General features: G+C 70.0%; 25 protein-coding genes. 11 read left to right on the forward strand and 14 right to left on the reverse strand.

Features of this window, described 5'->3' with window-relative positions; all coding sequences use genetic code 11:
• Window positions 1-12: 12 nt before the first annotated feature.
• From JJB11_RS17825 to JJB11_RS17835, 3 genes are all read right to left on the reverse strand, one after another.
• Entirely contained in the window at window positions 13-420 is a 408-nt protein-coding gene (locus JJB11_RS17825) for a hypothetical protein (protein ID WP_201174458.1), read from the reverse strand.
• A 74-nt stretch (window positions 421-494) separates the two neighbouring features.
• Entirely contained in the window at window positions 495-1688 is a 1194-nt protein-coding gene (locus JJB11_RS17830) for a M20 aminoacylase family protein (protein WP_201174459.1), read from the reverse strand.
• Between the two features lie 6 nt (window positions 1689-1694).
• Window positions 1695-2675 carry a Bug family tripartite tricarboxylate transporter substrate binding protein gene (locus JJB11_RS17835; protein ID WP_201174460.1) on the reverse strand — a complete coding sequence of 327 codons (981 nt, stop codon included), beginning with the start codon at window positions 2673-2675 and terminating at the stop codon, window positions 1695-1697.
• A 128-nt stretch (window positions 2676-2803) separates the two neighbouring features.
• Here JJB11_RS17835 and JJB11_RS17840 point away from each other — a divergent pair, with 128 nt between their 5' ends.
• Both JJB11_RS17840 and JJB11_RS17845 read left to right on the forward strand, forming a co-directional pair.
• On the forward strand, window positions 2804-3688 hold the full coding sequence (locus JJB11_RS17840) for a LysR family transcriptional regulator (RefSeq protein ID WP_201174461.1): 885 nt from the start codon (window positions 2804-2806) through the stop codon (window positions 3686-3688).
• A gap of 133 nt (window positions 3689-3821) precedes the next feature.
• A complete protein-coding gene (locus JJB11_RS17845) occupies window positions 3822-4235 on the forward strand; it encodes a hypothetical protein (RefSeq protein WP_201174462.1) in 414 nt (137 codons plus the stop codon).
• Between the two features lie 331 nt (window positions 4236-4566).
• On the opposite strand, the gene JJB11_RS17850 is transcribed toward JJB11_RS17845, so the two are convergent.
• The 4 genes from JJB11_RS17850 to JJB11_RS17865 are packed head-to-tail and all read right to left on the reverse strand — an operon-like array spanning window position 4567 to window position 10526.
• Window positions 4567-5538: a Bug family tripartite tricarboxylate transporter substrate binding protein gene (locus tag JJB11_RS17850; RefSeq protein WP_201174463.1), complete on the reverse strand. Its 972-nt coding sequence runs from the start codon at window positions 5536-5538 to the stop codon at window positions 4567-4569.
• A 22-nt stretch (window positions 5539-5560) separates the two neighbouring features.
• Window positions 5561-7201, reverse strand: a complete 1641-nt coding sequence (locus JJB11_RS17855) for a hydantoinase B/oxoprolinase family protein (protein WP_201964927.1) — start codon at window positions 7199-7201, stop codon at window positions 5561-5563.
• Entirely contained in the window at window positions 7198-9282 is a 2085-nt protein-coding gene (locus JJB11_RS17860) for a hydantoinase/oxoprolinase family protein (RefSeq protein ID WP_201174464.1), read from the reverse strand. The genes JJB11_RS17855 and JJB11_RS17860 overlap by 4 nt, the downstream gene beginning before the upstream one ends.
• On the reverse strand, window positions 9279-10526 hold the full coding sequence (locus JJB11_RS17865; RefSeq protein ID WP_201174465.1) for an aminotransferase class V-fold PLP-dependent enzyme: 1248 nt from the start codon (window positions 10524-10526) through the stop codon (window positions 9279-9281). Before JJB11_RS17865 ends, JJB11_RS17860 begins: the two co-directional genes overlap by 4 nt.
• Window positions 10527-10593: 67 nt before the next feature.
• On the opposite strand from JJB11_RS17865, the gene JJB11_RS17870 reads away from it, so the two are divergent.
• Together JJB11_RS17870 and JJB11_RS17875 are read left to right on the forward strand one after the other, a co-directional pair.
• The gene (locus JJB11_RS17870; RefSeq protein WP_201174466.1) at window positions 10594-11541 is read left to right on the forward strand and encodes a LysR family transcriptional regulator; all 948 of its coding nucleotides are present in this window, start codon (window positions 10594-10596) and stop codon (window positions 11539-11541) included.
• Window positions 11542-11661: 120 nt separating this feature from the next.
• Entirely contained in the window at window positions 11662-11883 is a 222-nt protein-coding gene (locus JJB11_RS17875) for a hypothetical protein (RefSeq protein WP_201174468.1), read from the forward strand.
• A gap of 27 nt (window positions 11884-11910) precedes the next feature.
• Here JJB11_RS17875 and JJB11_RS17880 read toward each other — a convergent pair whose 3' ends face one another.
• Window positions 11911-12699: an IclR family transcriptional regulator domain-containing protein gene (locus tag JJB11_RS17880; protein WP_201174469.1), complete on the reverse strand. Its 789-nt coding sequence runs from the start codon at window positions 12697-12699 to the stop codon at window positions 11911-11913.
• A gap of 76 nt (window positions 12700-12775) precedes the next feature.
• Here JJB11_RS17880 and JJB11_RS17885 point away from each other — a divergent pair, with 76 nt between their 5' ends.
• The 5 genes from JJB11_RS17885 to JJB11_RS17905 are packed head-to-tail and all read left to right on the forward strand — an operon-like array spanning window position 12776 to window position 17459.
• Window positions 12776-13750 carry a Bug family tripartite tricarboxylate transporter substrate binding protein gene (locus JJB11_RS17885; protein ID WP_201174471.1) on the forward strand — a complete coding sequence of 325 codons (975 nt, stop codon included), beginning with the start codon at window positions 12776-12778 and terminating at the stop codon, window positions 13748-13750.
• A gap of 2 nt (window positions 13751-13752) precedes the next feature.
• Window positions 13753-14979, forward strand: a complete 1227-nt coding sequence (locus JJB11_RS17890) for an aromatic ring-hydroxylating dioxygenase subunit alpha (protein ID WP_201174472.1) — start codon at window positions 13753-13755, stop codon at window positions 14977-14979.
• Window positions 14980-14981: 2 nt separating this feature from the next.
• A complete protein-coding gene (locus JJB11_RS17895; RefSeq protein ID WP_201174473.1) occupies window positions 14982-15446 on the forward strand; it encodes an aromatic-ring-hydroxylating dioxygenase subunit beta in 465 nt (154 codons plus the stop codon).
• A gap of 59 nt (window positions 15447-15505) precedes the next feature.
• Complete coding sequence (locus tag JJB11_RS17900) at window positions 15506-16447, forward strand: PdxA family dehydrogenase (protein ID WP_201174476.1); 942 nt, start codon at window positions 15506-15508, stop codon at window positions 16445-16447.
• A gap of 13 nt (window positions 16448-16460) precedes the next feature.
• Entirely contained in the window at window positions 16461-17459 is a 999-nt protein-coding gene (locus JJB11_RS17905) for a 2Fe-2S iron-sulfur cluster-binding protein (protein ID WP_201174478.1), read from the forward strand.
• 228 nt (window positions 17460-17687) lie between these two features.
• Here the strand turns inward: JJB11_RS17905 and JJB11_RS17910 are convergent, their stop codons facing one another.
• Together JJB11_RS17910 and JJB11_RS17915 are read right to left on the reverse strand one after the other, a co-directional pair.
• Window positions 17688-18419, reverse strand: a complete 732-nt coding sequence (locus tag JJB11_RS17910) for an MFS transporter (protein ID WP_201174485.1) — start codon at window positions 18417-18419, stop codon at window positions 17688-17690.
• A complete protein-coding gene (locus JJB11_RS17915; protein ID WP_201174487.1) occupies window positions 18332-19045 on the reverse strand; it encodes an MFS transporter in 714 nt (237 codons plus the stop codon). Before JJB11_RS17915 ends, JJB11_RS17910 begins: the two co-directional genes overlap by 88 nt.
• Before the next feature lie 201 nt (window positions 19046-19246).
• On the opposite strand from JJB11_RS17915, the gene JJB11_RS17920 reads away from it, so the two are divergent.
• Together JJB11_RS17920 and JJB11_RS17925 are read left to right on the forward strand one after the other, a co-directional pair.
• Window positions 19247-19390 carry a hypothetical protein gene (locus JJB11_RS17920; RefSeq protein WP_201174489.1) on the forward strand — a complete coding sequence of 48 codons (144 nt, stop codon included), beginning with the start codon at window positions 19247-19249 and terminating at the stop codon, window positions 19388-19390.
• A 169-nt stretch (window positions 19391-19559) separates the two neighbouring features.
• Entirely contained in the window at window positions 19560-21476 is a 1917-nt protein-coding gene (locus JJB11_RS17925) for an FAD-binding monooxygenase (protein WP_201174491.1), read from the forward strand.
• 15 nt (window positions 21477-21491) lie between these two features.
• On the opposite strand, the gene JJB11_RS17930 is transcribed toward JJB11_RS17925, so the two are convergent.
• From JJB11_RS17930 to JJB11_RS17945, 4 genes are all read right to left on the reverse strand, one after another.
• A complete protein-coding gene (locus JJB11_RS17930) occupies window positions 21492-22370 on the reverse strand; it encodes an SMP-30/gluconolactonase/LRE family protein (protein ID WP_201174493.1) in 879 nt (292 codons plus the stop codon).
• A gap of 95 nt (window positions 22371-22465) precedes the next feature.
• Entirely contained in the window at window positions 22466-22684 is a 219-nt protein-coding gene (locus tag JJB11_RS17935) for a hypothetical protein (protein ID WP_201174495.1), read from the reverse strand.
• Between the two features lie 523 nt (window positions 22685-23207).
• Window positions 23208-24302, reverse strand: coding sequence for a hypothetical protein (locus JJB11_RS17940; RefSeq protein ID WP_201174496.1), 1095 nt, complete (start codon window positions 24300-24302; stop codon window positions 23208-23210).
• A 107-nt stretch (window positions 24303-24409) separates the two neighbouring features.
• On the reverse strand, window positions 24410-24694 hold the full coding sequence (locus JJB11_RS17945) for a hypothetical protein (protein ID WP_201174498.1): 285 nt from the start codon (window positions 24692-24694) through the stop codon (window positions 24410-24412).
• Window positions 24695-24718 lie beyond the last annotated feature (24 nt).

Below are 24718 nucleotides of genomic sequence, written 5' to 3' on the forward strand. Positions count from 1 at the left end.
ACGCGCCGGCACTCACGCGAGCAGGATGCGCGAGAGCCTGCCGTGGTGGGCCAGCTCGCGCAGCAGCACCACGTCGGCGACACCGCCGCGAGACACGGGCCGGCCGTGCGCCACTGCATCGTGGGCGCGGGCGAACGCCTGCTCCACCTCTGCGAGCGTGAAGCTCGCCGACGCACCCAGCATGCTTCGCATGCGGCCCGTGGCGTCGCGGACCTTGAGCTCCAGGCCCTGCAGCAGGCGGCTGGACGGCATGAGCCATTCTTCCGACCGTTCGATGGCGACCTCGATGTCGAGCTCGCGCAGGCGCTCGCCGGCCCCGGACAGCAGCGCTTCCGCACCGCCATCGAGCCGCGCAAGCACCCGGCCATCGAGCCGCAGTGTGCAGGCATCGTCGGCGACGTCCAGTTCGAGTTCATGCATGGATGGGCCTCACGCCCGGGATTGTCAACCAGCGCGGAGGACGGGTGGTTGAGGGTCGCGTGCCGTTGCGCAGCTCAGGCCTCGCCGGCCGCTTCCAGCCGCAGGAATCGCTCCGCCAGCAACACCCAGTACGCGGAGCCTGCCGCTATGTTGCGGTCGTTGAAGTCGTACCCCGGGTTGTGCACCATGCACGGGGCGCCCGCATCCGGTCCGTCATTGCCGATCAACACGTAGCTGCCGGGCACGCGCTCCAGCATGAACGCGAAGTCTTCGCTGCCGGTGAGTGGCGGACCCTGGAGTGTCACGCGTTCCGGGCCGAGCAGCTCCACGGCGACGCTGCGGGCGAATTCGGTCTCGGCTGCCGTGTTCACCAGCACCGCATAGCCCGGCCGCCACGCGATCTCCGCCTGCACGCCGAAGCTCCTGGCCTGCAGTTCCACCAGCTCGCGGATGCGGGTCTCGAGCAGCTTGCGCGTCTCGCGATCGAGCGCGCGCACGCTGAGTTCGAGCGTGGCGCTCGCGGGAATGACGTTGTTCGCCTTGCCCGCGTGCAGTGCGCCGACCGTGACGACGGCGGGCTGCAGCGGATCGACATTGCGCGACACGACGGTCTGCAGCGCCATCACGATGCTCGCGGCTGCCACCAGCGGATCGACGGCCTTGTGCGGCATCGCGCCGTGGCCACCGACGCCGGCGAGGTGGATGGTCGCGTAGTCGCTCGAGGCCATCATCGGGCCTTCGCGCATCACCATGTGGCCCTGCGGAATGCCGGGCATGTTGTGCATCGCGAAGATCGCATCGCAGGGATGCCGCTCGAACAGCCCGTCGTCCATCATGCGCAGCGCGCCCCCGCCGCCTTCCTCGGCCGGCTGGAAGATCACGTTCAGCGTTCCGCTGAAGCGCCCCTCGGACGCCAGGTGCCGGGCTGCCGCCAGCAGCATCGCCGTGTGGCCGTCGTGGCCGCACGCGTGCATCACGCCCGGATGGGCGCTGGTCCACTCGCGGCCGCTCGCCTCGTCGATCGGCAGCGCGTCCATGTCGGCGCGAATGCCGAGGCGGCGTTTCCCCTCGCCACGCACCAGCGTGCCCACGACGCCGGTGCCGCCCAGGCCGCGCTCCACGACAAAGCCCCAGTGCTCCAGTTTCTCCGCGACGAGCGCCGCCGTGCGGTGTTCCTCGAAACCGAGTTCCGGATGGCGATGGATGTCGCGACGCAGGCGGATGAATTCGCCCGCACGCTCGGCGAGCGCGTCCAGCAGGTAGGTCATGCGGCGTTACTGCGGCTGCAGGTTGATCGCCTTGGCCAGCGCGCGGTAGCGAGCGGTTTCCGCTTCGAAGTATTTCGTGGCGTCGGCCAGCGACATCGGCGCGGACGGCACCTGCGTCTGCAACTTCAGCTGGGAGACGACCGAGGGATCCGCCAGCGTCTTGCCAATGGCGGCGTGCAGTCGCTGCACCACCGGCTCGGGGGTGTTCTTCGGCACCATGAAGCCCGTCCACGTCTTGTAGTGGAAGTTCTTCAGTTCCTTGCCTTCGCTCACCGTCGGCACGTTCTTCAGCAACTCCGAGCGCTGCCCGCCCAGTTGCCCGATCACTTTCAGGTAGCCGTGCTGCGCCATGTCGCCCATCGCGGCGCTGTACACCAGCACGGCGAAATCGACCTGCCCGCCGCCGATATCCGCCAGCAGCGGCGCATTGCCCTTGTACGGCACGTGCGTGACCTGGATGCCCGCGACCTGCTGCATGTTCTCCACGATGAAGTGGTAGAGCGAGCCGACACCGACACTGCCGTAGCTGAGGGGCTTGTCCCTGGACTTGCGCGCCAGGGCGATCAGCTCGTCGACGTTGTTGACGGGCAGGTCCTTGCGCGTGAGGACCACCATCGTGGCATCGGCAATGGGCGCGACCAGGCGGAAGTCTTCGGCCTTCAGCTTGATGGCGGCGTTCGCCAGCGGCGCAAGGATGACTTCGTTGGGCGAGCCCTGGAAGACGTAGTAGCCGTCCGCCGGGGCCGCCAGCACCTTCTGCGCGGCAATGGCTCCGCTGGCTCCGCCCAGGTTCTCCACGATGACGGGCTGCCCGAGTTCCCTGGCGAAGGGCCCGCTGAAGATGCGGGCGATCGCGTCCGACGGGCCGCCGGCCGGGTAGGGCACCATGAGATTGACCGGCTTGGCCGGGTACGTGTCGGCGCCGGCGCCCACCGCCAGCAGCGATCCGGCCAGCAGGACCAGCGCGCGTCGTGTGATCGGGTTCATGTCTTGTCTCCTGTAGCGCCTGGCGCCGTGTGATGTAGGCGAATGCTAGGAAACGGAATGCATGACGTCCAATGCATTGTTGTACCTGTTAGCATGAGTTCGATGAATACAGCCGCGGTCTCGGTCCCATGACGCTGGTGCAGCTGCGTCACCTGATCGCGCTGGCCGAGAGCGGCTCGTTCAGCCGCTCCGCGGAGGGCCTGTTCCTCACGCAGCCCGCGTTGAGCCGCAGCATCCGCGCGCTGGAGGAAGAGATGGGGCAGCCGCTGTTCGACCGCATCGGACGGCGCACCGAGATCACACCGTTCGGGCGCGAGGTGCTGCAGCGTGCCCGCCAGATCGTGTTCGAGGCCGACGAGCTGGCCGCGAGCGGGCAGCGGATGCGCGAAGGCCACGCCGGCAGCCTGCGCGTGGGCATGGGCTCCGGTCCGGGCGCGATGCTGATGACGCCTTTGCTGGCGGAGATGGCGAAGAAGCATCCGGCCATGCAGGTGACCGTCAGCCGCGCCGGCACCGAGCACCTCGTGCAGGCGCTGCGCGAGCGGCAGCTGGACGCGCTCGTCATCGACGCGCGGTCGGTGTCGCCAGCGTCGGATTTGCGCGTCGAGACGCTGTCCGAGATGCGCGGTGTCTTCATGTGCCGCAAGGGGCATCCCCTGTCACGGCATGCCGGTCCCCTGCGATTCGCTGCCGTGCGTCAGTTCCCCATCGCGTCCACGCCCTTGAGCGACGAGGTCGCGCGCGGCCTGGTGGAGCGATACGGGCCGGATGCCCATCCCGCAGGGTGCGTGACGCTGCGCTGCGAGGAGATCGCCAGCCTCGTGGACGTCGTTCGATCCAGCGACGCCGTGTTGCTCGCCATCCGCGCCGCAGCTCCCGATCTGGTGGAGCTGCCGGTGCGGCCGGTCATGACGGTCAAGGCCCGCTTCGGGCTGGTGACACTCGCCGGCCGCGTCGAGCCGCCGTCGCTTGCGATCTTGCGGGCGCTGGCGCAAGAGGTGCTGCGGGACTGACAAGCAAGCGAGTCGTTCGCCAAGGCAGGGTGGCTCGCGTGCAGTCGGGGAAGCGAGGGAACCAGGGAACGCGTGGGCTGCTGCCGCTTTCACAGACACCTTGGCGAGGCGGGCTTCCCGCTGAAGAAAGGCAGTGGCTGCACTGCGCCATTCTGGTAAGGTTCCGTTCTCCATGATCCCCGCCCGCCCTCGCAAAGCCGTCTCCGTTGCCCACGAAAAGACGGTGGTCCTGCGGGACGACGTCCGGCAAGCCGAGGCGAGCCTCCATGAGGCGAACGATGCACTGGCGGACACCGTGGTCGGCAGCATCGTCACCAAGGAAACCGTGGAAGCGGCTCTCGTGCAGAACCTGCAGGTGGAAGGCCAGCTGCACGATGCCGTGAAGGAGCTGGAAGTCGTCTCCGACCTGTTGAAGGTCGCTGAAGCCGAGAAGGCAGCACACGAGCAGGAGGACGCCCGCAGGGCGGGGCGCCATTCTGGCGAGGGGGCCGAGAGCGTGCTGGAGCACATGAAGGCTCTCGCCGAGCGCAAGCCCTCCAGCGATTGACGTCCGTCGGACCCGGAGCCAATGCCGGGCCCATCACAGTGCCAAGGCACGTGTTGCGCCGCAATTCGCACAGGGCAAGAGCTATCGACCACCTCGGGCCGAGACCGTGAGCCGACACGGAGCAGCCCGGGGACACATCCTCTGAAACGCCCCGTCCCAGCGGAGCACCCTCTCGCGGTGGTGCGCTGCCGGCGCGGGCGCGCACCGCGTACGGCAAGCTGGCGAAGTGGCGCGGCGTGGTGCAGCGCGCGCAGATCCGTCCGGATTGAAACCGGGCAGTCACCAGGCCTGCCGGGGCGCAGCACTGCTCCGGCTGGCGTGAGGCGCCCTCCTACTGCAGCTCGTACCCCGATTCCTTGATCACCGTCCCCCAGTGGTTGGTGGCCTTGACCACCCACTCCTGCAATTGCTCCGGCGGTGCGTAGGTGGGCACGTTGCCCAGCTTGGACAACTTCTCGATGACTTCCGGGTCCGACAGCGCAGTCTGCACGGCGGCGCTGAAGCGGGCCGTGAATTCCGGCTTCAGGCCCTTGGGGCCGAAGAACGCGAGCCACGGGTTCTGGTCGATGCCATTGATGCCCAGCTCCTGGAAGGTGGGCACCTCGGGTGCGGCCTTGGCGCGCGTGGTGCCGGAGACCGCCAGGATCTGCATCTTGCCGGCGCGGTGGTACTCGATCGTCTCGGTCAGCGAGAGGAAGCCTGCGGGCACCTGGCCGCCCACGAGGTCCTGCACCAGCGGCGCGCCGCCCTTGTAGGCGACGGCGACCATCGGCGTGCCGAGCGCCTTGCCGACCAGGATGCCGGCAAACTGCGGCACGCTGCCCACCGCGGGGATGCCGTAGTTGGCCTGGGCCGGATGCGCCTTCAGCCACGCACCGAACTCGGGTGCGGTCTTCACGCCGATGGTGCTGGAGAGCGCCATGACGTTGTAGTAGCTTGCGACGCCCGCCAGCGGCGTGAAGTCCGTCAGCGGGTTGTAGCCCGGCGACTTGAAGGTCAGCGGGATGATCACGTGCGAGTGGTCGATCGTGAGCATCACCGTGTTGCCGTCGGGGGCCGCGGCCTTGAGCTGCTGCGTGGCGATCATGCCGCCGGCGCCCGCCTTGTTGTCCACGATCACCGGCTGCTTGAGCAGCACCTGCAACTTGTCCGCGAGCACGCGTGCCACGACATCGGTGGCGCCGCCGGGCGGGAAGCCGACCAGGATGCGCAGCACGCCGGGCGAGTCGGCGGCGTGCGCGCTGCCGGCGAGCGCCGCGAGCGACAGCAGCAGGGCGGGAAGGAGGCGACGTGTCTTGTTCATGGGCAACTCCAGGGTTGGCGGATCACGGGAGGGAATCGGAGACGAGGCCGTCACGCAGGTCGCGTGCGAGCCGCTCGGGGTCGCGGTCGGGCGGCGGGCCGAAGCCGCCGCCGCCCGGCAGGTCGACGCGCAGGCGCCCACCGGCCGGCACGCGGATGGTGCCCTTGCCTTCGTGGACGCTGCAGGCGCCTTCGGAGCCGAACACTTCGACGCGACCAGGCTGCCCCGGCGCGCCGCCGTTGCGGCCGCGCGCGGCGTTGTCGCGCCGGTCGAAGGTGGCGGCCGAACACTCGAAGCCGGCGCCGTCGCGCGCACCGATCTCGATGCGTTGCGCCACGCCCCCGCGCCACTGGCCGCGGCCGCCCGAGTCGGGCAGGTATTCCTTGTGCCACACCACCAGCGGCGATTGCGCCTCGGTGACTTCCACCGGAATGCCGCCGACGCCGCTCGGGAAGGCGGTGGTCGACAGGCCGTCCTTGGTCGGGCGTGCGCCGGTGCCGCCGAGGCCCACGCTCATCACGTTGAACGGCGCGCCTTGCGCGCGATCGCGGCTCATGGCCAGCACCCAGATGCTGCCGGCCGATTCGGCGGGCACGCGGCCCTCCAGCGCCTGTTCGAGGCAGCCGAACATGAGGTCCGGCAGCATCTGCCCGATCACGTGGCGGGCCGTCACCGGGCTGGGCCGCAGCGGATGCACGATGCTGCCCGGCTCGGCGAGCACTTCGAATGGTGCGAGCGAAGCGGCGTTGTTGGGAACCTCCGGCGCGATCAGGCACTTGAGTCCGAACACCGAGTAGGCGTCGGTGTAGCACTTGGGCGAGTTGATGCCGCGCGCGGACGCCGCGGACGAGCCGGCGTAGTCGACCACCAGGTGGTCGCCGTGCTTGCGCAGGGTGGCGACCAGTTGCACCGGCGCCTCGTAGCCGTCGAGCCGCATCTCCGCGCGCCACTGGCCGTCCGGCAGCCGGGCGATGGCGGCGCGCGCCGCCCGCGCCGATTCGGCGAGGATGTGTTCGGCAAGGGCGTCGATGTCGTGCAGCGCGAATTCGTCGAGCATCTCGAGCAGGCGCCGCGCGCCCACCTCGTTGCTGCTCACCAGCGACAGGATGTCGCCGCGCGCCTCGACCGGGTTGCGCGAGTTGGCCTGCACGATCGCCAGCACGTCCTCGTTCAGCACGCCGGCGCGGGCCAGCTTCAGGTGCGGGATGCAGATGCCTTCCTCGTACACCGACGCGGCGTCCGCGGTGAAGCCGCGGCCACCGACGTCGATCGTGTGGCAGGTGGAAGCGAACAGCGCGACCGGGCGGCCTTCGCGAAACACCGGCGTAACCACCACGAAGTCGAACAGGTGGCCCGTCCCCAGCCAGGGATCGTTGGTCACCAGCACGTCGCCCGGCACGAGCGTGGCGAGCGGGTAGCGCGCCAGGAAATGGCCGACGGCCACGGCCATCGTGTTCACGTGGCCGGGCGTGCCGGTGACGGCCTGCGCCAGCATGCGCCCGTGTATGTCGTACACGCCCGCCGACAGGTCGCCGGCCTCGCGCGCGACCGAGCCGAAGGCCGTGCGCAGCAAGGTCTGGGCCTGCTCCTCCACCACCGAGATCAGGCGGTTCCACATCACCTGCGTGCGGATCGCCTTCAGCATGTCGGGGCCCTGTGTCACGACGCGATCTCCATCCGCAGGTGTCCGTGGCTGTCCAGTTGCGCCTGCCAGCCGGCGGGCACCACCACGGTGGTTTCGTGTTCGGCGACGAGGGCAGGTCCGGCGATCCGCTCCGTCCCCAGGATGTCGAAGCGCCAGTGCTGTCCGAATGGGCGGAGCTCGCCGGCCGCCGGTTCCCAGGCGGGACGGGTGGACTCGGGCACGCGCGGCTGCCGCGACGCGGCGACAGTCGCCGCTTCCACGGCGGCCGCAGGCGTCGATGCGGTCACGGACCACGTCACGACTTCCACCGCCGAACCCGGCACGCGCAGGCCGTAGACCTGCTCGTAAGCCTGCTCGAAGCGCTCGCCCAGTGCGTCCAGCGCGGCGCGCGTGAGCGCGCCTTCCGAAGCCAGCCGCACGCGCAGTTCGTGGCCCTGGCCTTCGTAGCGCAGTTCGGCCAGGCGCGTCACTTCCACCGGCGCGTCCCCGTGCGCGGAAGCGACCACAGCGAGGGCTTCGGCTTCCATCGCGCGCAGCTTCGCCTCGACGGCGCCCGCATCGGCGCGGTCCAGCAGCACCAGCTCGCTGCGTACCACCTCGAACGACACCGGCGCACGCAGGAAGCCGATCGCCGACCCCACGCCCGCGCCCGCGGGCACCAGTACGCTGCGGATGCCCAGCTTCTGCGCGAGCCGGCCCGCATGCAGCGGTGCGGCGCCGCCGAAGGCGATCATCGTGAAGCCCTGCAGGTCCTGGCCGCGTTCGATGGCGTGCACGCGGGCGGCGTTCGCCATGTTCTCCTCCACGACCTCGCTCATGCCGACGGCGGACCAGAACGCGTCCATGCCGAGTTCGTCACCGATGCCGGACTGCAGCGCGGCCTGGGCCCTGGCCGCGTCGAGCGGCATGCGGCCGGCGGCGAAGCGCGACGGGTCGATGCGGCCCAGCACCAGGTTTGCATCCGTCACCGCCGGTTGCGTGCCGCCGCGTGCGTAGCAGGCCGGACCGGGCTCGGAGCCGCACGAGTCCGGACCGACCGTGATCCGCCGCAGCGCGTCGACGCGGCCGAGCGAGCCGCCGCCGGCGCCGATCTCCACCAGCTCGATCACGGGGATGCGCATCGGCAGGCCGCTGCCCTTGAGGTTCTTCCACGCGCGGCCCACTTCGAAACGGCGCGAGCGTTCCGGCTCGCCGTCGTTGATGAGGCAGATCTTCGCCGTCGTGCCGCCCATGTCGAAGGCGAGCACCTTGTCGAAGCCGCAGGCGCGAGCGAGGTGCGCCGCCAGCAGGGCGCCGCCGGCCGGCCCGGATTCCACGAGGCGGATCGGGAAGCGGGCGGCCTGTTCCAGCGTGGTGAGGCCGCCGCCCGACATCATCAGCAGCAAGGGGCAGGCGAGGCCGGCTGCCCGGGTGCGTTCCTGCAGCCGCAGCAGATAGCTTCCCATCAAGGGACGAACGTAGGCGTTGGCCACGGTGGTGGAGAAGCGCTCGTACTCGCGGATCTCCGGGCACACCTCGCTGGACAGGCAGATGGTGACGGCGTCTCCCAGCAGGGGCTGCAGGAGTTCGCGTGCGCGGCGCTCGTGCTCGGGGTGGGCCCAGGCATGCATGAAGCCGATCGCCACGGCCTGCACGCCCGCGGCGCGCATCGCCGCGCCGGCGCGCCGCACGCCGTCCTCGTCGAGCGGCAGCAGCACCGAGCCATCGGCAGCGATGCGCTCGCGCACGGTGAAGCGCCAGGGCCGCGGCACGAGTTCCGGTGCGCCTTCGATGTCGAGGTCGTACGCGTCGAAGCGCTTTTCGTAGCCCATGGCCAGCACGTCGCGGAAACCCTCGGTCGTGAGCAGGACGGTGCGCGCACCCTTGCGCTCGATCAGCGCGTTGGTGGCGAGCGTGGTGCCGTGGATGAACAGCGAGATCTCCGCCGGCGCGACGCCCGATTCGGCGAGCAGGCGCTCGATGCCCTGCATCACCGCGAGCTCCGGTTCGCGCGGCGTGGTCAGTACCTTGCAGCTGTGGCGGCGTCGCGGCGTCTCGAGCACCACGTCGGTGAAGGTGCCTCCGATGTCGGCGGCGAGGCGGATGGCGGAGTTGTTCATACGGAAGCCTGCTGGTAGCGCGGATCCCGCCAGGCCTGGCGCTGCAGCAACTCGCGCAGGCGGGCGACCGCGGTCCACAGTTGTTCGTGCGTGGCGGTCAGCGGATGCGCGGCGAAGCGCAGGGCGTCGGGCTTGCGCGCGGACACCACCACGCCGTGGTCCACCAGCGCCTGGGCCAGGGGCGCCGCGTGCTCGAAGCGCACCGCGACGTGGCCGCCGCGACGCTCGTGCTGGCGCGGGCTGGCCAGTTGCACGCCCAGTGGCTCGCACTGCTCGTCCAGCAACTGGATCAGCGTGTCGGTGAGCGAGCGATGCCGCGCGTCCAGGGCGCGCGGGTCCACCTCGCGCCAGATCGCGGCCGCTGCCGCGAAGGCGGCCTGGGCCAGCACCGGCGGCGTGCCGACCAGGAAGCGATCGGCGCCGCGCCCCGGCCGGTAGTCGGGTTCGAAGTCGAAGGTGCTCGCATGGCCCATCCAGCCGCACATGGCGGGCCATGCGGCGTCGGCGTGGCGCGGGTGCAGGTAGACAAAGGCGGGCGCGCCCGGTCCGCCGCACAGGTACTTGTAGCCGCAGCCCACCGCCAGGTCGGCTTCGGTGCCGCGCAGGTCGATTGCCACCGCGCCGGCCGAATGCGACAGATCCCACAGGCTCAGTGCGCCGGCGACGCGCACCTGCGGGTTGATAGCCGCCATGTCCAGGCGCTCGCTGCTGCGATAGTCCACGTGGGAGAGCGCGACCACCGCGACATCGCCGTGCGCGAGCGCACGGGGCAGGTCTTGCACGCCGTCGATGAAGCGCAAGTCCGCGAGGCCCGCGTGCGCGATGCCTTCGGCAACGTAGCGATTGGACGGGAACACATCCCGCTGCAGCACGATCACCCGCCGCGGCGCCTGCGCGGCCAGCGCGTAGCGCAGCAGCTTGTACTGGTTGATGCTGGTGCTGTCGGCCACGCGCACGTCCTCCGCCCGCGCGCCGATCACCGGCGCGATCGCGGCGCCGAGCGTGCGGGGCTGCTCCAGCCAGTCCAGCGTGTTCCAGCCGCGGCGGCGCGCGCCGGCCCAGCCCGCTTGCAAGAGGTCCTGCATGCGCGCAGGGACGTCGGCGGGCATGGGGCCGATCGAGTTCGCGTCGAAGTACAGCGTGTCCGGATCGCCGCCGGCAAACCGGTCGCGCACGCCCTGCAGCGAGGCGCTGGCGGATGCATCGGCATCGCGTGCGAGGCAGTCGGCAAGGGTGAGGGGCATAGCCCATGCTAGGGAGCGCCGGCCATTCCAGCAAGGCGCTGCGCGCTCATGTACATTCCTTCCGGTTATGGCATCCGACGTCCCGCTGCTGCCCGATCCCGCGGCCCTCGTGCTGCTCGCGGAGATTGCGGACGCCGGCAGCGTCACGGCCGCGGCCCGGCGGCTGGGCGTGTCGCAACCGGCGGTGAGCAAGCAGCTGCGACGGCTGGAGCAGTCGCTGGGCGTCACACTGTTCGAGCGCGGGCTGCGCGGCATCCAGCCCACCGAGTATGGTCATGGGCTGCTGCCGCGCGCACGCGCGATCCGCGAGCAGGCGCGGCAGGCCGGCGAAGACGTGCGCCAGCGGCGCGGCGCGCGCGAAGGCCGCCTGGAGCTCGCGCTCTCGCACTTCGCCACCATCGCGTTGCTGCCGCTGGTGCTGCCCGCCTACCGCGCCGCCTGGCCCGGCGTGCAGCTGGCCATCGTGCCCCCCGCGTTCCACCTCGGCGGCCTGCGCGAAGGCAAGCCTGATTTCGCGGTCATGTCGATGCCTGCCGAGCGGCTGGGACCCGAGTTCTCGGCGCGGCCCGTGTACGCCACGACGGTCGCCGTGGTGGTGCGGCCGGGCCATCCATTGGCCCGGGCCAGGTCGCTGGCGGAATTGCGCGACGCGCAATGGTTGCTGCCCAGCATGGAAAGCTCAGTCACACGCGGGCTGCAGCGCGCGTACCGGCAGGCGCGCCTGGGCGAGCTGCGTTGCGCGATGACCTGCCAGACGCTCACCGGCCTGGAGACCATCGCCACGCACACGGACCTGGTGGCAGCCATGCCGCTGGAAGTGCACCAGGCCCGCGTGGCGGCCACCGGCCTGCAGCGGGTCGCGATCGCCGAAGCGATCGAAGGGCCGCGCGTCGCGATCCTGCGCTGGGCCGACGCGCAGCCGACGCCGGCCTCGGCGGAGCTGGAGGAGGCGTTCGTGCAGGCGGCCCACCGGATGGCCAAGGCGCCGAAGGCCGCGCGGCGTACGCGCGACTGAGTCCAACACGCGCTGCCAGATGCAAAGGTCCACGAGCCAATCTCTGGATTGAACCGTCGTGTCATGCACGACAGGGCGGAAGGAAGGACAATGCCGTCCCCTTGCATCCTGGAGAAGCGCATGTCACTCCCGATCGACCCAGCATTGGCTGGCGCGGCCGCAACCATCGCTGCCGCAATCATTGGCCGCATCCCGGACGGAACCGAAGTCAGCACCACGGCGATCAGTGCGGCCTTTCTGCAGGCGCTCGAGGCCATCGAGGACGCGATGGACAAGTACAGGGCGGGGAGCTGGAGAGAACACCCCAAGGAGTCGACAGGAAGGGGAGGAAGGCCGCTCTGATGGAGAGGGCGGGGGCGCCAGCCTCGCTCACTCCCCGAACAGCCGCCCCGCCAGCTGGTCCCGTCCCTTCAGCAGCACCGGCAGCAGCTGATCCCGGAATTCGTCCATGGTCATCCGCTCCGCACGCACTGAGATGCTGAGTCCGCCGACCAGCGCTCCACCGTGCTCGTGCACCGGCACGGCGAGGGAACGCACGCCCAGCTCCAGCTCGCCGTCCGCCGCCGCCCAGCCCCGGCGTCGGCAAAGCTCCAGCTCGGCGAGCACGGCGTCGGCCTCGTAGATCGTCTTGGGCGTGAGCGGCACGCGATGCATGGCCCGCACGCGCTGCGTCGCCTCCGCGCGCGGCAAGGCCGCCAGCATCACGCGGCCGAGCGCCGAACAGTAGCCCGGCAGCCGCGCACCGATGCCGAGACCCGTGGACAGCGATCGGCGCGCGGTGGAGCGCGCGATGATGATCACGTCGTCGTCCAGCAGCTTGCCGAGCGATGCCGACTGCCGGGTGCGCTCCGCCAGCGCATCGAGCAAGGGCTGCGCGAGTTGCGGAGTGGGTCGTGACGAGAGATACGCGTGCGCCACGAGCAGGGCGCGCGGCGCCATCCAGAACCGCTTGCCGTCGCTCTCGAGAAAGCCACGTGCATGCAGCGTCACCAGGGAGCGCCGCGCCGAGGCCGGAGAGCTGCCGGTGAGGCGCGCCACCTCCGACAGGGTGAGCTTCGCATGCTGCCGGTTGAACGCGGTGAGGACGTCCAGGCCCTTGCTCAAGGCCGTGACGAAGTCCTTGTCCTGGCGCAAGGTTGGCGCGGAGTTTTTGCGCATCGCGCAATTCTCGCTTGGTCCGGGCGCCGGCGGCGCGCACACTGGCGCGTCGCAAGAAACCGATCCGGAGACATCCATGCAAGCATCCATCACGCGGCGCAGCCTGCTCGCACTGTCGGGCGTGGCCGCCGTGGCGCGCAGCCTGCCGGCCTGGGCGCAGCCCCAGTCCACCGTCAAGCTCGTCGTGCCCTTCCCCGCGGGCGGCACGGCCGACATCCTGCCCCGCATCCTGGCGGAGAAGGTCCATGCGGCGTACCCGGCCGGCATCATCGTCGAGAACCGCGCGGGCGCCGGGGGCAACATCGGCGCCGAGTACGTGGCGCACGCGGAGGCGGACGGCACCACCTTCCTGGTCTCGCCGCCCGGCCCGATCGCGATCAACCAGAACCTCTACAAGAAGCTGTCCTTCGACCCTTCCAAGTGGGAGCCCGTCACCGTCATCGCGACGGTGCCCAACGTGCTGGACGTGCGCAAGGACTTCCCGGCGAAGAACCTCGCCGAATTCATCGCCTACGTGAAGGCGCACCCGGGCAAGGTGACCTACGCCTCGCAGGGCAACGGGTCCACTTCGCATCTCACCGCGCACCTGTTCATGCAGCTCACGGGGACCGAGATGGTCCACGTGCCGTACAAGGGCACGGCGCCCGCGCTGGTGGACATCGTGGGCGGCCAGGTGGACGTGTTCTTCGACAACCTGAGCTCCTCGGTCGGCTACCACAAGGGCGGCAAGCTGCGCATCCTGGGCGTCGCGGACCAGAAGCGCTCGCCGCTGCTGCCGGAGGTGCCGACCTTCGTCGAGTCCGGCCTGCCCGGCATGGTCGCCGTGACCTTCTTCGCCATGGTCGCGCCACCCGGCACGCGCAAGGACATCATCGAGACGACCTACAGGAACTTCTCCGCCGCCATCGATCAGGCGGACACCCGCAAGAAGTTCGCCGACCAGGGCGCCACGCCCGCGGGCTGGACTCCGCAGCAGAGCGCGAAGTTCATCCAGGAGGAGACGGCCAAGTGGGGCAAGGTGATCAAGGCGGCCAACGTCACGGTGGAGTGAGCATGAGCGAGCAGACGATCCAGTGGCCCGGCGCCGGGACCACCCGCATTCCGTACGCGGTGTATTCCGGGAAGCAGACGGCGCAGCAGGAGCAGGAGCGCATCTTCCGGGGCGCCACCTGGAACTACCTGTGCCTGGAAGCCGAGCTGCCCGAGGCGGGCAGCTACCGCACCACCTTCGTCGGCGAGACGCCGGTGATCGTCGACCGGGACGCCGACGGCGAGATCTACGCGTTCGAGAACCGGTGCGCCCACCGCGGCGCCCTGATCGCGCTCGACAAGTGCGGCAAGGCCGAGAGCTTCCAGTGCGTGTACCACGCGTGGAGCTACAACCGGCAGGGCGACCTGACCGGGGTCGCCTTCGAGAAGGGCGTGAAAGGCCAGGGCGGCATGCCCGCGTCCTTCTGCAAGCAGGACCACGGCCCGCGCAAGCTGCGCATCGCGGTGTACTGCGGGCTGGTGTTCGGCAGCTTCAGCGACGACGTGCCCGGCATCGAGGAATACCTGGGCGACGAGATCTGCCAGCGCATCGAACGCGTGATGAACCGCCCGGTGGAGGTCATCGGCCGCTTCACGCAGGCGCTGCCGAACAACTGGAAGCTGTACGTCGAGAACGTGCGTGACAGCTACCACGCCAGCCTGCTGCACCTGTTCTTCACCACCTTCGAGCTCAATCGGCTGTCGCAGAAGGGCGGCGTGATCGTCGACGAGAGCGGCGGCAACCACGTGAGCTACTCGATGATCGACAAGGCCGCGGCCGACGCCTCCTACAAGGAGCAGGGGCTGCGCTCGGATGCCGACCACCAGCTGAAGGACACCTCCGTGCTGGCCGGCTTCGACGAGTTCGACGACGGCATCACCCTGCAGATCCTCTCGGTGTTCCCCGGCTTCGTGCTGCAGCAGATCAAGAACTGCATCGCGGTGCGGCAGGTGGTGCCGCGTGGCGAGACGCGCTCGGAATTGAACTGGACCTACCTCGGTTACGTGGGCGACACACCTCAGCAGCGGACCGCGCGCCTGAAGCAGCTGAACCTGGTGGGGCCGGCCGGCTTCATCAGCATGGAGGACGGCGCCGTCGGCGGCTTCGTGCAGCGCGGCATCGCCGGCGCGGAAGACCTCAGCGCCGTGGTCGAAATGGGCGGCGACAGCACCGAGTCGAGCGAAGGACGCGCGACCGAAGCGTCCGTGCGCGGCTTCTGGAAGGCGTATCGCCAGCACATGGGAGCCTGAGCATGATCGATCTGCTGCAACTGTGCGCATTCAATGCCGCGTACGCACGCGCCATCGACAGCGATGCGCTGGAGAGCTGGCCCGCGTTCTTCACCGAGCACTGCCACTACCGCATCACCAACGTGGAGAACGAGCGCGAAGGCCTGCCCGCGGGCATCGTGTATGCGGACAGCCGGGCGATGCTCGAGGACCGTGTAACGTCGCTGCGCCAGGCCAATATCTACGAGCGGCAAGCCTATCGGCACCTGCTGGGTATTCCGCTGGTCGAGTCTGCGAACGACCAGGCCGCGGTGGCACGCACGCCGTTCATGGTCGCGCGCATCATGCACACCGGCGAGACTGCGCTGTTCGCCACCGGCGAATACCGCGACCGCTTCGTGCAAAGCGGCGGCAAGCTGCTGCTCGCCGAGCGCGTGGCCGTGTGCGACAGCACGGTCACCGACACGCTGCTGGCGTTGCCCCTATGAGCGCCGCACCGCCGCCAGCAGGCGCTCTCCACCGGGATGCCTAGCATGAAGGTGATCCCATGACTCGCCGCATCGCACTGTCCCTCGGCGACCCCAACGGCATCGGGCCGGAAATCGTGCTGAAGGCGCTGGCCGCATTGCGCGACGAAGCGCGCATCCAGGTCACGGTGTTCGGTGCGCCCGCCGTGCTGGAACGCGCCGCGGCCAGCACCGGCCTGCAGGCGCTGCTGCCCTCGCTGGCGGTGCGCGCTTGCGCCGAGCTTCCTGCCCACGCCTTGCGCTGGGGCGAAGTGAACGCCGAGGCCGGCGCGAGCACAGTCGCCGCAGCCACTGCAGCCCTGCAGGCCGCCCGGGCCGGCGAGTTCGACGCCGTCGTCGCCGGGCCGCATCACGAGACCGCCATCGCGCAGGCCGGCATTCCCTTCAGCGGTTATCCGTCGCTGGTCGCCCGCGTGTGCGGCCAGCCCGAGGGCCGCGTCTTCCTGCTGCTGGTGGGCGGCGGCTTGCGCATCGTGCACGTCACGCTGCACGAGAGCGTCGCGACGGCGCTCGCGCGCCTGACACCGGAGCTGGTGGTCGAGGCCACGCAGGCCGGCGTGCGCGGATGCCGGTTGCTCGGTGTGGCGCAACCGACGGTGGCGCTGTTCGGCATCAATCCGCATGCGTCCGAAGGCCGGCTGTTCGGCCCCGAGGACGCCGAGCGCACGGTGCCCGCAGCCGAGCGCCTGCGCGCCATGGGCCTGGACGTCACCGGCCCGCAGGGCGCGGACGTGCTGCTGGCGGATCGCCGGCACGACCTGTACGTCGCCATGCTCCACGACCAGGGCCACATTCCGGTGAAGCTGCTGGCGCCGCAAGCGGCCAGTGCGCTGTCCATCGGCGCCGACGTGCTGCTGGCCAGCACCGGCCACGGCTGCGCGATGGACATCGCCGGCACGGGCACCGCCCGCCCGGATGCACTGCTGCGCAGCCTGCGTCTGGTCGCCGGCCTTTCCTCCTGAGATCGCACCCATCATGGCTTTCGACATCCGCATCGCCGGAACGGACGTGCATTTCCCGTGCGCCGCCGGCCAGAACATCCTCGACGCGGCGCTGGCCGCCGGCATCGAGATGCCGTATTCGTGCCGCAAGGGCGTCTGCGGCAACTGCGCAGGCGGCGTGGCCGCGGGCGAAGTGCAGAGCCCGCCCAGCGAGGCGAAGCCCGCAGGGCAGCACCTGTACTGCCAGTGCCTGCCGCAGACCGACCTCGAGATCGTGCCGGAAGCCTGGCATCGGTTCGATCCGCACTCGCGCAAGACTTTCAGCGCCAAGGTGTTCCGCAATACGCTCGCAGCCGCCGACGTCAGCGTGCTGCAACTGCGGCTGCCTGCGGGCCAGCGCGCGAAGTTCAAGGCCGGCCAGTACCTGCAGGTGATGCTGCCGGATGGCAGCCGCCGGTCCTATTCGATGGCCAACCCGCCGCACGAGAGCGACACGCTGCAGCTGCACATCCGGCACGTGGCGGGCGGCCAGTTCACGCAGATCGTGCCGCAGCTGAAAACGGGCGACACGCTGCAGGTGGAACTGCCCTATGGCAGCTTCGAGCTGAAGGAGGAATCGACGGCGCCGATGGTCTGCGTGGTAGGCGGCACCGGTTTCGCGCCAGTGAAGTCGCTGCTGGACGACATGGTGAAGAAGAAGGTGATGCGCCCGGTCACCTTGATCTGGGGCGGCCGCGACCGGCACGGCCTGTACCTTCTTTCCGCCGTGGAGAAGTGGCGCAAGCAGTTCCCCGGCTTTGCGTTCGTGCCGGCGCTGGAAGACGCGGCGGATGCGCAGGCCCTGGACGGCTTCCACGGGCGCGTGGACGACGCGGTGCGCACGCGCTTCGCCAGCCTGGCGGGGCACGAGGTCTACTGCTGTGGCTCGCCCGCGATGGTGGCTGCGGTACGCAAGGCGTGCGTCGCCGAGCGCGGCCTCGACGCCCACCACTTCTTCAGCGACGTGTTCGTGCCGGGGCCGGTCGCGGGCTGAGCCGGCGATGAGCCGGTGCGCGCCGTGCGGCCGCGGCGTCGCCGCCCCAGTGGGTAGGGCACCATGATCTCGCACGTCATGGGACGTAGGATGAAGAAGACTCAGCCTTGTCACTCCGGACTCGTAGGCTGGCGGTGAGCGGCAGCGAACCCCAGCTACGTGCGCACCGTTGCTGGGGTTCCTGCGTCACCCCAGCCTACGAAGGGCTGTCTCAGCGAGCGCGCTGCCTCAGGCCGGAGGATGCACCGCGTGAAGCGCATCGCCGCGCGTGAGGCGGACGAATGCCAGCACGGACAGGAACGGCATCGCTGCCATCGCCAGCAGCGGGACGCGGAAGTCGGCGATGGCTAGCGGGGCGGCTCCCTGCGCATGCAGTCCGTGCATCGCTTCCAGCAGCGAAGCGGCCAGAGCCACGCCCAGGGCGACCGAGAACTGCTGTCCCATCGTCGCGAGCGCCGTCGCGTGGCCCATGCGCTTGCGCGGAATCTCGCCGTAGCCGATGGTCGCGAGGATCACCAGCACGGCGGCGTGGCATGCGCCGGAGACGAGCAGCACGGCTGCGATCAGCAGATGCGGTGTGCCCGGCGTGAACAAGGCATAGAGCGCCTGCGCCGAACTCGTGATCAGCGCGGCCACGATCAGCAATTGGCGGTAGCCGAAGCGAGCCACGGCGGCCGTGACCAGCGTGCGCGAGCCGAGCGCACCGAGCGCCGACGCAAGCATCAGCAAGCCCGCGGCCAGCGGCGTCATCCCCAGACCGAGCTGGAACAGCAGCGGCAGCAGGAAGGGCGCGGCGCCGATCGCGACGCGCAAGGGCATGCCTCCGACGACGGAGATCCGGTAGGTCGCGAAGCGCAGGATGCCAAAGTCGATCAGGGGCTCGTCCTGGGCGGCGCTGCGCCGCAGGTACAGCCAGAGCGCACGCTGCCGACCGCCGCGAGTGCGACGACCGCGGGCCACGGCAGCATGCCCTTGCCGGCCATCTCCAGCGCGCCCAGCAAGCCGGCCAGCGCTGCCGCCAGCAAGACGAGCCCCACCGCGTCGGGCGCCGAGGTCACGCCTTCGGCGCGGGGCGGATCGGGATCGATCACGCGCAGCGCCATCAGCACGCTCGCCAGGCCGAAGGGAATGTTCACGAGGAAGATCCAGCGCCACGAGGCGACGGTCACGATCGATCCGCCCAGCAAGGGCCCCAGCAGCCGGCCGATGCCGCCCGGCACCGTGAACCAGACCATCGCCAGCACCATCTGTTCCGCCGGCACGGTCTGCAGCAGGATCAGCCGGCCCACCGGGACCATCATCGCGCCGCCGACGCCCTGCAGCAGCCGGAAGGCGACGAGTTGCCCGAGCGAGGTCGCCGCGCCGCACAGCACCGAGGCGGCCGTGAAGACCAGGACGGCTGCGCAGAAGATGCGGCGCGCGCCGAAGCGATCGGCGAGCCACGCACTCGCGGGCAGGAAGAGCACCAGGCTCAGGAGATACGAGGTGATCGCCAGGTTCAGGTGCAGGACATCGGCGTGCAGCGACTGCGCGATGGCGGGCAGGGCCGTCCCGAGGACGGAGCCGTCCACGTTCTGCAGGAACATGGGGCAGGCGACAACGAGCGGAACGAGGCGCAGGCGGGAAGCGGAGAGCGGGGCGGTCGTCCTGGACAAGGCGTGCGGAGTCTACACTGGGGGGTCATCCGGTTCGCTGCTGCGCACCGCGTCTTTTTTTTCGTCCGGCGCAGCCCGGGGTGCGTTTTCTCCACCGCATGAGCCATAGTGGAGCCCAGCCCAGGAGGATTTATGCCCAAACCGAATTACGGATTCGAGAAGCGCCAGCGCGAGCTGGAGAAGAAGCGCAAGAAGGCCGAGAAGGCCGAGAAGAAGGCTGCGCCGCCGCAGCCGTCCGTGCCCCACCAGCCGGAGGAAAACGCACCCAAGTCCTGAGCGCGCGGCGTAGCGCCCGCCCCGCCGCCAGCGATTTCCCACCAGCAGCAGGTGCGGCTTGCCCGCTTCCTGCCAGTGCTGCGTCCCGCTCGTGGCCGCTTGTCCGTCCCGGAGATGATATGTATACTTATCATTTCCAGGCCGGCAGGTGCCAGCGACAGGAGACGACATGCAATTCCACCTCGATGGGTTCAGGCCCGGCGATCCCGAGCTGCAGGAGGCTTCGCCACTGGCGCTGCCGCACGCGGATGCGGTGCCGGAGCAGGTCGATGTCCTGATCGTGGGCTGCGGGCCCGCGGGGCTCACGCTCGCTGCGCAGCTCGCCGCCTTTCCCGACATCCGCACGTGCATCGTGGAGCAGAAGGACGGCCCGCTGCAACTGGGGCAGGCCGACGGAATCGCCTGCCGGACCATGGAGATGTTCGAGGCCTTCGGCTTCGCCGACCGGGTGCTGAAGGAGGCCTGCTGGATCAACGAGGTGACCTTCTGGAAGCCCGACGAGAAGCACCCCGGCAGCATCGTGCGGCATGGCCGCGTGCAGGACACGGAAGACGGACTTTCGGAGTTCCCGCACGTGGTGTTGAACCAGGCGCGCGTGCATGACTTCTACCTCGAGGCGATGCGCAACTCGCCGAGCCGGCTGCAGCCGCACTATGCGCGCCGCGTGCTCGACGTGTCGGTGGAGCACGGTGCCGCGGACTACCCCGTGACCGTGCGCATCGAACGCACCGACGCCGCGCATGCCGGCCGCGTGGAAACCGTTCGCGCGCGCTACGTCGTCGGTTGCGACGGCGCGCGCAGTGCCGTGCGCAAGGCCATGGGCCGCCAGCTGGTCGGCGACTCGGCCAACCAGGCCTGGGGCGTGATGGACGTGCTCGCGGTGACGGACTTCCCGGACATCCGCTACAAGTCCGCCGTGCAATCGCAGCACGGCAACCTGCTGGTCATCCCGCGCGAGGGCGGCTATCTCTGCCGCATCTACGTCGAGATGGACAAGCTCGGCGAGGAAGAGCGGGTCGCCAATCGCGGCATCACCCTCGAACACCTCATCGCCACGGCGCAGCGCATCCTGCATCCCTACAGCCTGGAGGTGAAGGAGGTGCCCTGGTGGTCGGTGTACGAGATCGGCCAGCGGATCTGCGCGCACTACGACGACGCCGAAAAGGGCACGGCGCTGCAGCCGCGCGTGTTCATCGCCGGCGACGCCTGCCACACGCACAGCCCGAAGGCCGGACAGGGCATGAACTTCTCCATGCAGGACACGTTCAACCTGGGATGGAAGCTCGCCTCGGTGCTGCGCGGCCAGTGCCAGCCGGCCTTGCTGCACACCTACTCGGCCGAGCGCCAGGTGGTCGCGCAGCAGCTGATCGACTTCGACCGCGAGTGGGCGAAGATGTTCAGCGACCGCCCGAAGCAGGCGGACGGCGGCGCAGCGGAAGGCGTGGACCCGAAGGAGTTCCAGCGCTACTTCGAACAGCACGGCCGCTTCACCGCGGGCATGGGCACGCAGTACCGCCCCTCCATCATCCAGGGCGAAGCCACGCACCAGCGGCTGGCCACGGGCTTCGAGATCGGCCGGCGCTTCCATTCGGCGCCCGTGCTGCGCATCACGGATGCCCGGCCCGTGCAACTGGGACACGTCGCACGTGCCGACGGACGCTGGCGCCTGTACGCTTTCGCAGGCGCGCACGATGGCGCGGATGCCACGCGCGGGGTGCGCGCGCTATGCGCGTTCCTGCAGGATGCGCCGGATTCCCCGCTGCGCCAGTTCACCCGCGCGGGCCAGGACCCGGACGCCGTGTTCGACCTGCGCGCCATCTTCCAGCAGGACCATCGCGCGCTTGCGATCGAGTCCATGCCCGAGCTGCTGTTGCCCCGCAAGGGCCGCCACGGGCTGCGCGATTACGAGAAGGTGTTCTCCTCGGTCGTGAAGAACGGGCCGGACATCTTCGCGCTGCGCGGCGTCGACCGCACGCAGGGCGCGCTGGTCGTGGTGCGGCCGGACCAGTACATCGCGCACGTGCTGCCGCTGGAAGCGTACCGGGAGCTGGCCGCTTTCTTCGCCGGCTTCATGCGGCGGGCGTAGGCGGGCGCGCTGCGCTCAGCGGGCGAGCACGAAGCGCGGTTCGGGCAGCCCGGTCCAGCCGGGCTCGCAGGCGAAGATACCGCCAGCCTGCGGTTCGCGCACGAGCTGCGCCGCATCCAGTCCGATCCGCGCGCTCGTGAGGACCAGGTCGCGCAGCAGTGGGCCGCCGAAAGCAGGGCAGGTGGGCCGCGAGACGGGCAGGGCGATGCGCGCGCTCTCGTTCCCGTCGGCGTCGTAGCGCACGATGCAGCTGCCGTCCCATTGCGCGCTCCACAGGCCGCCCTCCGCGTCGACCGTCGCGCCATCGGGGTAGCCCTCGCTCGCCGGCACCCGCACGAAGACACTGGGCGTGCCGATGCTCCCATCGCGCCGGTAGTCGACGCGGTGGATCGTGCGCGTCGGCGAGTCCGCGAAGTACAGCGTGCGGCCGTCGGGACTGAAGGCGATGCTGTTGGCCACGGTCGCCAGGGGCAGCGGCAGCCGCTCGATGCGCAGCCCGGCGTCGACGCGGTAGAAGGGACCCACGCGGGCGCCGGCGGTGTTGAACAGGCCGAAGACGAAGCGGCCCTCACGGTCGCAGCGCCCGTCGTTGATCCGGATGCCGCGTTGCTGCGGCAGGTCCAGCGGGCGGAAGTCCGTCACTTGCCCGGTCGCGGGATCGAACAGCGCGATGCCATCGGCGAGCGCGACCAGCAGGCGGGCATCGTGCGCGCACAAGGCGAAGCTGCCGACGCGGCGCGGCAGCGTCCAGTGCTGCACGCCGCGGTCCGCCGCGTGCCAGCGGCCCAGCGTGCATGCTTCGATGTCGGTCCACCAGAGGCTGCCCGTGCGCTCGCACCAGAGCGCGCATTCGCCGAGGCGGGCTTGGGCGTCCACCACCAGTCGTGCGCTCATGGGGGCAGTCGCGGCGCGCAACCAGGCGTTGTCGGGAAGAAAAAGAAACCCGCCGGCCGGCGGGTTCTCGTGGACAGCAGGGTCCGTGCCACTGTTCAGGGCCCTTCCACTGCCACTTCCGCAGGCCGGGAACGGCGTGCGGACTTGCGGTCGCGCTGGGCGAGCCGTTCAGCAATGGCGCCCGGCGATAACAGCATGAACTGGCCGCAGCTCGCACAGTGGTACAGGCGGCGCGTCCACAGCAGCTTCATCCACCAGGCGCGCTGTGCGCGTCCGTAGTGCGGCACTCCGCAGTCGCAAGCCGTGAATCGCATGGCGGGCTCCCGTTTCGGGCAATTATTCCGCCCGCGTGCAAGAGCCCACAAGGGGGGTGCCGCCTACTGCACACTTGCGCCGCGAAAAAAATTGGCTGCGTTCGCGCTTGTCAAAGGACAAACATCAAGGCGGTCGCGCACAGGCAGCGCGGCGCGTGTGGGCGCACTGCAGGATGAGACCCCCGGAAGCAGTCGGCGCCGTTTCGGAAGCGCCAAAAAAAGAGCCCCGCGGCTTGCGCGGGGCTTTCCCCTCAATGGCCTCGCTTGCACTCGAGACCTTCCCCAACGACACCCTTGGCCGGCACCGAAGCGCCGAGTCCCAGATTCCCCAAACTTGCTGGCTCCTGCTGCCTGCACTCCCCAACTTGTTTCGAGAAGTGTCCGTCAGCCGGTGCAGATCGCCAAGGCCGCTGGCGCCACCCGCAGCCACCGCTCGTCCCACCCATGGGTGGGGAGCGTGAAGGAGTTGGCGTACGAGCGGGGAAAGCCCTGCCGCAGCGAGGCCTGGAGGGGCAGCGTGGTTTCAGCCGCGTCGCTGCAGCAGGGTCAGCCGCTCTTCCGCCGACTGGCTGCCGTTGGTGGCGAGCACGCGCAGTTCGAACCGCAACCCGGGCGCAGGCTGCACGCGCGGGTCCACGACGACGCTGAACCGACCGTTGCGGTCGGCCTGGACCGACTGGTCCGCGACCGTCTGCCGTGCGCCCATCGCGACGGCGTCCACCAGCACGCGCACGTTGGCGAAGGGCGCGGTGTGTCCTCGCACCGAGAGATCGCCGTCGGCGTCGATCACCGCGTTGTCCTGGTAGCTGGTGACCTGCAGTGGCAGCGGGCCTGCCGCCGCGGGGCGCGCGTCGGCCTCCTCGCGCCGTTCCTGCACCACCCGCCCGCGGGATTCGAAGGCGATGCGGGCGTTCGCGTGTTGTCCCTCGTGCTCCAGCGTGGCGACGGCCACGCGGAAGCCGTCCGGATCGTCGCGTCGCCTGACGGTGTAGCTGCCTTCGTAGAGCCCGGGCCGCGTCTCCACCAGGTCCACTCTCTGCACGACGCCCGGGATGTGGACCCAGGCGGAGGCGCCCGGGGCGCCGGTCAGGCGGAAGTGAAGTTCGCTGCCGGGCTCGAGTCCACGGACGGAGCGCATCACGAAGTGCTCGATCGCCAGGGACTGCTGGGGCGGTGCGTTGCCCATCGAGCGCGCCTGCTGGGGCGGTGCGCTGCCCATCGCGAGCGCCTGGAACCCGGGCGGAAAATTGAACTGCCGCGTGTACGTGTGTTCGCCGAACGCCAGGCGCGCGGTCATTCGCTGCATCGGATCGATGCGGTCGCCCTCGCGCACGACGTAGCTGCCGGTGTATTTCCCCGGTGCGTCCTGGTGCAGCGGCACGGTGACGCCGCCTTCGCCGAGCGAGAGGGTTGCGCTGCGGGCATCCGGCGTCGCCGAGACCTGCACGCGCAGCCTGGCGCCGGGTGCGAGGCCGGCATCCGAATTGATGGACATGGTGCCGATGGCGGGCTGCGCGGGCGCGGCGATTGCAGGCGTGGTGGTCGCGACGAAGCTCGCCGCGAGGGGGCCCAGCAGCAGCAGGGCCACGGCCGTGGAACGCAGTTTCGGGGCTGGCATGGTGACCTCGTCGGATGCAATACCAGCCAAGTTACGACCTGCACCTCGGCGGGCTTGTCGGGAGGCTGCCGCAGCGCGCGTGGGAAGGCGCTTGCGGCGAGGGTCACTCAGCGCCGGGGCGGGTCCGCGTTGTGGCCAGGATTGCGATCCAGCGGGGGCATCTCGCTGGGGGAGCCGGCCTGGAAACCCGTGAGGCGGGTGTCCTCGCCCGCATCGCCGAAGAAGCGCTCCGCCGCTTCGCCGCGCGCGACCTGCACCCGGTACCACGCGAAGCCGGCCGCAGCGACGGCGACCAGGGCGATGCCGCCCCAGGAATGCAGATACCAGGAGAGCGCCAGCACTCCCACTGCGGCGGCAACGGCGGCGAGGGCGAGGCGGTGGGCGGTCTTCATGGCGGCAGGGGCAGCCGCCCGATG

It is taken from the genome of Ramlibacter ginsenosidimutans, assembly GCF_016654015.1.
GTDB classification, from domain to species: Bacteria; Pseudomonadota; Gammaproteobacteria; order Burkholderiales; family Burkholderiaceae_C; genus Ramlibacter; species Ramlibacter ginsenosidimutans.